The organism is Streptomyces sp. YGL11-2, assembly GCF_050054615.1.
Classification (GTDB): domain Bacteria; phylum Actinomycetota; class Actinomycetes; order Streptomycetales; family Streptomycetaceae; genus Streptomyces.
In genome coordinates this window covers 6,886-15,543 of the sequence record NZ_JBNHIN010000007.1, presented here as the reverse complement: position 1 = coordinate 15,543, position 8,658 = coordinate 6,886, and the positions used below count along the sequence as shown (strand labels likewise).

Annotated in this window: 7 protein-coding genes and 1 pseudogene; 5 read left to right on the top strand and 3 right to left on the bottom strand. The window is 73.5% G+C overall.

Going from position 1 to position 8,658, the window contains the following annotated elements:
* Positions 1 to 67 precede the first annotated feature (67 nt).
* Together ACO1BR_RS10405 and ACO1BR_RS10400 are read right to left on the bottom strand one after the other, a co-directional pair.
* Entirely contained in the window at positions 68 to 280 is a 213-nt protein-coding gene (locus tag ACO1BR_RS10405; protein ID WP_159510402.1) for an acyl-CoA carboxylase epsilon subunit, read from the bottom strand.
* Positions 281 to 315: 35 nt separating this feature from the next.
* Complete coding sequence (locus ACO1BR_RS10400) at positions 316 to 1,905, bottom strand: acyl-CoA carboxylase subunit beta (RefSeq protein ID WP_426794739.1); 1,590 nt, start codon at positions 1,903 to 1,905, stop codon at positions 316 to 318.
* Between the two features lie 131 nt (positions 1,906 to 2,036).
* Here ACO1BR_RS10400 and ACO1BR_RS10395 point away from each other — a divergent pair, with 131 nt between their 5' ends.
* The 5 genes from ACO1BR_RS10395 (at position 2,037) to hutH (ending at position 8,335) form a co-directional block, all read left to right on the top strand.
* Entirely contained in the window at positions 2,037 to 2,921 is an 885-nt protein-coding gene (locus ACO1BR_RS10395; protein WP_426794738.1) for a biotin--[acetyl-CoA-carboxylase] ligase, read from the top strand.
* Positions 2,922 to 3,145: 224 nt separating this feature from the next.
* Entirely contained in the window at positions 3,146 to 4,438 is a 1,293-nt protein-coding gene (locus ACO1BR_RS10390) for an adenylate/guanylate cyclase domain-containing protein (protein ID WP_426794737.1), read from the top strand.
* A 125-nt stretch (positions 4,439 to 4,563) separates the two neighbouring features.
* The gene (locus ACO1BR_RS10385; protein WP_426794736.1) at positions 4,564 to 5,358 is read left to right on the top strand and encodes an enoyl-CoA hydratase/isomerase family protein; all 795 of its coding nucleotides are present in this window, start codon (positions 4,564 to 4,566) and stop codon (positions 5,356 to 5,358) included.
* Between the two features lie 219 nt (positions 5,359 to 5,577).
* The gene (locus ACO1BR_RS10380; RefSeq protein WP_426794926.1) at positions 5,578 to 6,681 is read left to right on the top strand and encodes a GGDEF domain-containing protein; all 1,104 of its coding nucleotides are present in this window, start codon (positions 5,578 to 5,580) and stop codon (positions 6,679 to 6,681) included.
* A gap of 109 nt (positions 6,682 to 6,790) precedes the next feature.
* Complete coding sequence (hutH, locus tag ACO1BR_RS10375; RefSeq protein ID WP_426794735.1) at positions 6,791 to 8,335, top strand: histidine ammonia-lyase; 1,545 nt, start codon at positions 6,791 to 6,793, stop codon at positions 8,333 to 8,335.
* Between the two features lie 104 nt (positions 8,336 to 8,439).
* On the opposite strand, the pseudogene ACO1BR_RS10370 reads toward hutH, so the two are convergent.
* Positions 8,440 to 8,658 (bottom strand): annotated as a pseudogene (locus ACO1BR_RS10370) (hypothetical protein); the annotation flags it as partial.

The following is an 8,658-nucleotide window of genomic DNA, read 5'->3' as shown; positions in this document are numbered from 1 at the left end:
CCCCCCCCCCCCCCCGCACCGCGAAGGACTAGTCAGTGCACGATGCACCGACCGGATCCCGCCAATGTCAGCGTGGCCAGAAACTGGTCCGCCAGGCTCCCGGCCCCGGGTGCGGCAGCCGCGAGCGCGCCGGGACCGTCGCCGCCGGATCCGCCCACTCCGAACGCCGCTCCGGCCTGCCCGGCGCGACTGCCGCGGCGGCAGCCGCGCGGGCCTGAACCACCGCCAGTGCGGCGGCCAGCTCCTCGGGTGTGGGATTGCCCCGTACGACCTTGATCATCGTCAACCGACCTCCTACGGCGGACTACAGCCGGACTACAGCGGGATGTTGCCGTGCTTCTTCGGCGGCAGCGCCTCGCGCTTGTTGCGCAGCGTGCGCAGCCCGCGGACGATGTGCCGGCGCGTCTCGGACGGCATGATCACCGCGTCGACATAGCCCCGCTCGGCCGCGACGTACGGGTTCAGCAGGGTGTCCTCGTACTCCTGGATCAGCTCCTGGCGGCGGGACTCCTGCTGCTCGGTGTCCTCGATCGCGGCGAGCGTGCGCCGGTGCAGGATGTTGACCGCGCCCTGGGCGCCCATGACCGCGATCTGCGCCGTCGGCCAGGCCAGGTTCAGGTCCGCGCCCAGGTGCTTGGACCCCATGACGTCGTACGCGCCGCCGAACGCCTTGCGGGTGATGACGGTGATCAGCGGGACCGTCGCCTCCGCGTACGCGTAGATCAGCTTGGCGCCGCGCCGGATGATCCCGTCGTACTCCTGGTCCGTGCCCGGCAGGAAGCCCGGCACGTCGACGAACGTCAACACCGGGACGTTGAACGCGTCGCAGGTGCGCACGAACCGCGCGGCCTTCTCGCTCGCGTTGATGTCCAGGCAGCCCGCGAACTGCATCGGCTGGTTGGCCACGATGCCCACCGAGTGGCCCTCGACGCGCCCGAACCCGGTGATGATGTTCGGCGCGAACAGCGCCTGGGTCTCCAGGAATTCGTTGTCGTCCAGGATGTGCTCGATCGCGGTGTGCATGTCGTACGGCTGGTTGGCCGAGTCCGGGATCAGCACGTCCAGCTCGCGGTCCGCGTCCGTCACCGCCAGGTCCGCCTCCTCGGGGAAAGCCGGCGGCTCGGAGAGGTTGTTGGACGGCAGGTACGACAGCAGCCCCTTGACGTACTCGATGGCGTCCTTCTCGTCGCCCGCCATGTGGTGCGCCACGCCCGACGTGGTGTTGTGCGTCCGGGCGCCGCCCAGCTCCTCGAAGCCGACGTCCTCGCCCGTCACGGTCTTGATGACGTCCGGTCCCGTGATGAACATGTGCGACGTCTGGTCGACCATCACCGTGAAGTCCGTGATGGCCGGCGAGTACACCGCGCCGCCCGCGCACGGGCCGACGATCAGCGAGATCTGCGGCACCACGCCCGACGCGTGCACATTGCGCCGGAAGATCTCCGCGAACAGGCCGAGGGCGACCACGCCCTCCTGGATGCGGGCGCCGCCGCCGTCGTTGATCCCGATGACCGGGCAGCCGTTCTTCAGCGCGAAGTCCATCACCTTGACGATCTTCTCGCCGTAGACCTCGCCCAGCGAACCGCCGAAGATCGTGAAGTCCTGCGAGTACACGCACACCGGCCGGCCGTCGACGGTCCCGTACCCGGTGACGACCCCGTCCCCGTACGGGCGGTTCTTCTCGATGCCGAAATTCGTCGACCGGTGCCGGGCGAACTCGTCGAGCTCGACGAACGAGCCCTCGTCCAGGAGCAGCTCGATGCGCTCACGCGCCGTCAACTTCCCCTTGGCGTGCTGCTTTTCGACCGCGCGGGCGGAACCGGCGTTCGTGGCTTCGTCGACCCGCCGCTGCAGATCCGCCAATTTGCCCGCGGTGGTGTGGATGTTTGCTTCCGGCTCGGACATCGGGATGCGGCTCCTGCTCGTCCTGGACTGGCACTCGTACGGAGGGTGGTACGGGTGTGGCTACCGACTCGTAGCGTATCGGCGGGACTGCTCTGCGGCACTGCGTCGTTGACCACACCTAGGCTGGCCCCATGACGCCTCAACCACCGGAAAACCGGGACAAAGACGCCGGCCGCTGGAGCGATCTGGACCGCCCGCCGCTCAACGCCGCCGCGCTGCGCCGGGCCCTCCTGCGCCCCGGCTCGCTCTGGTCCTCACTGGACGTCGTCCCCGTGACGGGCTCGACCAACACCGACCTGGCGGCGCGGGCCGGCAGCCTCACCGAGGGCGCCGTCCTGATCGCCGAGGAGCAGTCCGCCGGCCGCGGCCGGCTCGACCGCCGCTGGTCGGCGCCGCCCCGCTCCGGCCTCTTCCTCTCCGTCTACCTCACGCCCCGCGTCCCGCACGACCGCTGGGGCTGGCTGCCGCTGCTGACCGGCGTGGCCGTCGCCTCGGCGGTCGCCCGCTCCGCCGGTGTCGACACCACCCTCAAGTGGCCCAACGACCTGCTGGTGACTGTGGACGGAACCGAGCGCAAGGCCGGCGGCATCCTCGCCGAACGGGCCGCCGACGGTGTGGTCGTCGGCATCGGCCTCAACGTCTCGCTCACCGCCGAGGAACTCCCCGTCCCCACCGCCGGCTCGCTCGCCCTGGCCGGCGCCCGCAACACCGACCGGGACCCGCTGCTGCGGGCCGTCCTCCGCTCGCTGGAGCACTGGTACGGCGCATGGCAGGAGGCGAACGGCGACCCCGGCGCCAGCCGCGTCCAGGAGGCGTACGCCGCCGGCTGCGCCACCCTCGGCCGCTCCGTGCGCGCGGAGCTGCCCGGCGACGAGACCCTCCAGGGCGAGGCCGTGGCCCTCGACGCGGACGGCCGCCTCGTCCTGGCCACCGCGGACGGCGTCCAACGGCCGGTGGCCGCCGGCGACATCATCCACCTGCGGCCCACCAGCGGGGACGGCTACTCCGCGCCGTGACGCGTCGTGGCGGACGGCGCGGCGCCCGCCCGTTGTGGCCGACGGCGGCCGGCGCCGCGCGGTTCCCTTCCGGCGCCCGCCCAACACGTACGCGTCAGGGGAACGCAGCGACCACGTGAGGCAGAGCACACCTGCCGTATCGTGGGGGCGGTCCGTCAGGGAACGGATCATGGGCGAGCAGTGATCGGAAGGGCAGTGCGCACGGATCGGACAGGGAGCGGCCGGTGACCGGCGACGACGCGGGGGCCCCCCCGCGCGGCGCGGACACCGGGGGCGATGCGGTGGCCGTGCCCACCGGCGACCCGGCAAGTGACCCCGCGGGGACCGGAACGGACCCGGCGGGGACCGGGGGCGACGGCGGCACCGCCACCGACGACACCGGCAATGACGGCGGCACCGGCAACGCCGACGACACCGGCAATGACGGCGACGACGGCAATGACGGCGACGACAGCGACAACAGCGACAACAGCAACAACATCGCCGTCAAGCTCGAACAACTCATCCTCGGCGCCGACCGCCGGTACACGCCGTTCCAGGCGGCCCGCAGCGCCGGCGTCTCCATGGACCTCGCGGCCCGCTTCTGGCGGGCGATGGGCTTCGCCGACATCGGCCAGGTCAAGGCGCTCACCGAGGCCGACGTGCTGGCCCTGCGCCGGCTGGCCGGTCTCGTCGAGGCGGGACTGCTGAGCGAGGCGATGGCCGTCCAGGTCGCCCGGTCCACCGGCCAGACCACCGCCCGGCTCGCGGACTGGCAGATCGACTCCTTCCTGGAGGGGCTCACCGAGCCGCAGGACTCCGGGCTGACCCGTACGGAGATCACCTATCCGCTGGTCGAGCTGCTGCTCCCGGAGCTGGAGGAGTTCCTCGTCTACGTCTGGCGGAGGCAGCTCGCGGCGGCCACCGGCCGGGTCGTCCAGGCCCAGGACGACGCGGAGATGGTGGACCGGCGGCTCGCCGTCGGGTTCGCCGACCTGGTCGGCTTCACCCGGCTGACCCGGCGGCTGGAGGAGGAGGAACTGGGCGAGCTGGTCGAGGCGTTCGAGACCACCGCCGCCGACCTGGTCGCCGCGCACGGCGGGCGGCTCATCAAGACGCTCGGCGACGAGGTGCTGTTCGCGGCCGACGACGCGGGCGTCGCGGCGGAGATCGGGCTGCGGCTGATCGAGACCATGACCCACGACGAGACGATGCCCGAACTGCGCGTCGGCATCGCGTTCGGCACGGTCACGACCCGGATGGGCGATGTCTTCGGCACCACCGTCAATCTGGCCAGCCGGCTCACCTCGATAGCGCCGAAGGACACCGTCCTGGTCGACGAGGCGTTCGCGGAGGAACTGGGGCGCACGGGCGAGGCGCCGGTCTCCGAGGCGGACGCCGCGGCGGCGGAGAAGGCGGCGCAGGAAGGCACCGGCAGCCCGCCGCCCCCGTACCGCTTCGCGCTCCAGCCGATGTGGCAGCGCCCGGTGCGCGGCCTGGGCGTCGTGGAGCCGTGGCTGCTGACCCGGCGAGGCTGAGGGGCGCTCCGGCCGTTCGCCGGCGGCCCCTGCCGTAACGGGCGCCGGGATGACATCATCGCCGTCGGATCGTGTCAACGATCGTTAACCGGACGCGGTCGTGCCATCGGATGCGGGAGGGCTGTATGCAGCGGTACGGGGCGGATGAATGGGTCGGCGTCGAGCGCCACGGCTTCGTGGCGGAGCTGGTGATGGACCGGCCGAAGGCGATGAACGCGGTGTCCACGGCCATGGCGGAGGCGCTGGCCGAGGCGTGCGCCGCGCTGGCCGCCGACCCGTCCGTACGGGCGGTGGTGCTCAGCTCCACCCATGAGCGGGCGTTCTGCGTGGGCGCCGACCTCAAGGAGCGCAACTCCTTCACGGACGCGGACCTGATGCGCCAGCGCCCGCGCACCCGCGCCGCCTACACGGGCGTACTGGAACTGCCGATGCCCACCATCGCCGCCGTCCACGGCTTCGCGCTCGGCGGCGGCTACGAGCTGGCGCTGGCCTGTGACCTGATCGTCGCGGACGGCACGGCGGTGGTCGGGCTGCCGGAGGTGTCGGTGGGCGTCATCCCGGGCGGCGGGGGGACGCAGCTGCTGCCGCGCCGGGTGGGTGCGGCACGCGCCGCCGAGCTGGTCTTCACCGCCCGGCGGGTGCCGGCGGCCGAGGCGGCCGGGCTGGGGCTGGTCGACCAGCTCGTGGCGGACGGCGAGGACCGGGCCGAGGCGCTGGCGCTGGCGGGCCGGATCGCCCGCAACTCGCCGGTGGGGCTGCGCGCGGCGAAGCGCGCCCTGCGGCTCGGGCACGGGCTGGATCTACGGACCGGGCTGGATCTTGAGGACGGCGCCTGGCGGAGCGTGGCGTTCTCGGGTGACCGGGCGGAGGGTGTCGCGGCCTTCAACGAGAAGCGGGAGCCGGACTGGCCCGGGGAGTGAGGCCGGCGCCTGTCCCGCCGGACAGGCCCTGGGCGCCGCCGGGGGCTCGGCGGTCCGGCGGTCGCCCCTGAGAGTGTCGGTTCTCCGCCGGAAGGGGCGAATCGGGCCAATCATTCCTACGCTGTACTACAGAGCGTGCTCACGGTGACGGAATGCGAGGATCCGGTGACGGGCGAGGGCGATACGAGGCTGCGGGCCGTGGTGGAGCTGGCCCAGGCGATGGCCGCCGTGCACACGCTGTGCGACTCGGCGCGGGCAGCGGCGCAGGGGGCGCGCCAGGCTCTGGGGGGCTCCTTCGCGGCGATCTCGCAGTGGGAGCGCGAGCTCGGGCAGCTCCGGGTGCTGGTCAACGTCGGCGAACTCGCCCCGGGGGAGCGGGAGTTCCCGGACGACGAGACGTATCCGGTGCACGAGTTCCCGGAGATCGTCGGCTATCTGCACGAGCAGTGGGCGGGCGGCGGCGAGCCCAACGCCTGGGTGGAGGTGGCCGACGGCGAGCCCGGCGGCGTGCCGCCCGCGGAGGGTCGCTACAACCACCAGAGGGTGGCCGCGCTGCGCCGCCGCGGCCGGGGCTGCTGCGTGGTGGCGCCGATCGTGCTGCACGGCCGGGCGTGGGGCGAGCTGTATGTGGCGCGGCGGGCCGGGGAGCCGGTGTTCCGGCGGGCGGACGCCGACTTCGCGACCGTGCTCGCCGCGGTCACGGCCGCCGGCATCGCGCAGACCGAACGCCTGGCGGAGGCCCGGCTGCTCGCCTTCACCGACGCGCTGACCGGCCTCGCCAACCGCCGGGCCGTCGACATGCGGCTGGACGAGGCGCTGGAGCTGCACCGCGCGGAGGGGGTGGTGGTCAGCCTGGTGGTGTGCGATCTGAACGGGCTGAAGCGGGTGAACGACTCGCGCGGCCATGCGGTCGGCGACCGGCTGCTGGAGCGCTTCGGTTCGGTGCTGTCGCTGTGCGGGGCGATGCTGCCGGGCACCCTCGCGGCGCGGCTCGGCGGGGACGAGTTCTGTCTGCTGGCGGTCGGGCCGCGGTCCGACGAGGTGGTCAAGGTGGCCGGTGAACTGTGTGACCGGGCAGGCGAGTTGGACCTGGGCGAGGGGGTCGCGGTGGGGGTCGCCTCGACCGGCGACCCGATCGGCGCGGTGCCCAGCGCGCGCCGGCTCTTCCGGCTCGCGGACGCCGCGCAGTACCGGGCCAAGGCGGCGAAGTCGGGGGAGCCGGTGGTGGCCGGGCGGCACGGCGGGGCGGACGACCCGGTCGTACGGCTGGCGGACTCGCCGGAGCCGCCGCCGGGTCCGGAACGCCGGCGGTTCCGGAGATGAGGTGCCGGGGCGCGGCGGCGGAGGGGTGTCCCGGGGGCGATGATCGGTAAGGGGTGATCCGGAAATCGGGTGGTGACATCCAGCGATTCAGTCTCTAGGGTGCCTGAATATGGATATGCACACTGTGGTGCTGGGGACGTCCGGCACCACCGCACAGGACGTCATCGCGGTGGCCCGCGGCGCGGCCCGGATCGAGCTGTCCGAGGAGGCCCGCACGGCCGTCGCCGCCTCCCGCGCCTTCATCGACGAGCTCGCCGCCAAACCGGACCCGGTCTACGGCGTCTCCACCGGCTTCGGCGCGCTCGCCGTACGCCACATCAGCCCCGAGCTGCGCGCCCAGCTCCAGCGCAACATCGTGCGCTCGCACGCGGCCGGCATGGGCCCGCGGGTGGAGCGCGAGGTGGTCCGCGCCCTGATGTTCCTGCGGTTGAAGACCCTGGCCTCCGGGCACACCGGCGTCCGCCCGCTGGTCGTCGAGACCATGGCCGCCCTCCTGAACGCCGGCATCACCCCGGTCGTGCACGAGTACGGCTCCCTCGGCTGCTCCGGCGACCTCGCGCCGCTCTCGCACTGCGCGCTGACGCTGATGGGCGAGGGCGAGGCGGAGGGCCCCGACGGCGTCGTACGGCCCTCCGGCGAGCTGCTCGCGGAGCACGGCATCGCCCCCGTCGAACTGCGTGAGAAGGAGGGGCTGGCCCTCCTCAACGGCACCGACGGCATGCTCGGCATGCTGGTGATGGCCTGCGCCGACCTCGCCCGGCTGTTCACCTCCGCGGACGTCACCGCGGCCCTCTCCCTGGAGGCGCTGCTCGGCACGGACAAGGTCCTCGCCCCCGAGCTGCACGCCATCCGGCCGCACCCCGGCCAGGCCGCCTCGGCCGCCAACATGCTGAAGGTGCTGGCCGGATCCGGCTTCACCGGCCACCACCAGGACGACGCCCCGCGCGTCCAGGACGCGTACTCGATCCGCTGCGCCCCGCAGGTCGCCGGCGCCGGCCGGGACACCCTCGACCACGCCCGCCTGGTCGCCGACCGCGAGCTGGCCGCCGCCGTCGACAACCCGGTCGTGCTGCCCGACGGCCGGGTCGAGTCCAACGGCAACTTCCATGGCGCACCGGTCGCCTACGTCCTGGACTTCCTGGCCGTCGCCGCCGCCGACCTGGGCTCGATCGCGGAGCGCCGGACCGACCGGCTGCTGGACAAGAACCGCTCGCACGGGCTGCCCGCCTTCCTGGCCGGGGACCCCGGCGTCGACTCGGGCCTGATGATCGCCCAGTACACCCAGGCCGCGCTGGTCAGCGAGCTGAAGCGGCTGGCCGCGCCGGCGTCGGTGGACTCCATCCCGTCCTCCGCGATGCAGGAGGACCACGTCTCGATGGGCTGGTCGGCGGCCCGCAAGCTGCGGACCGCGGTCGACAACCTGACCCGGGTCCTCGCCGTCGAGCTCTACGCGGCGACCCGCGCCATCGAGATGCGCCAGGGCCTGACCCCGGCGCCGGCCACCCGCGCCGTCCTGGACGCCATACGCGCCGCGGGCGTCCAGGGTCCGGGCGAGGACCGCTTCCTGGCGCCGGACCTGGAGGCCGCGTACGGCTTCGTCCGGGACGGGAAGCTGGTGGACGCCGTGGAGTCGGTGACCGGGCCGCTGGTATGACGCTCCGTCAGGAGTGCGGTCCGGCAGGCGGTCGGGCGGTATGACGCGCCGACCCGCGGCCGTCCGGGCCGCCGCCGGCGGGCCCTCCGGGTCCGCGCGCGGGCTCAGACGGCTTCGTCGCGGGTGCGGCGTACCGAGTAGCTGACCAGCGCGGCGCCGAGCGCCAGGCAGGCGGCGCCGCCGATCACGTACGGCGTGGTGTCCGGGCTGCCGGTGTCGGCGAGGCGGTGCCCCCGGCCGCCGTCGGGCGCGATGCCGCCGGGGTGCGTGGTGGTGGAGTGGCTCTCGGTGCTCTGCCGGTCCCGGGCGGCGCCGCCCGGGTG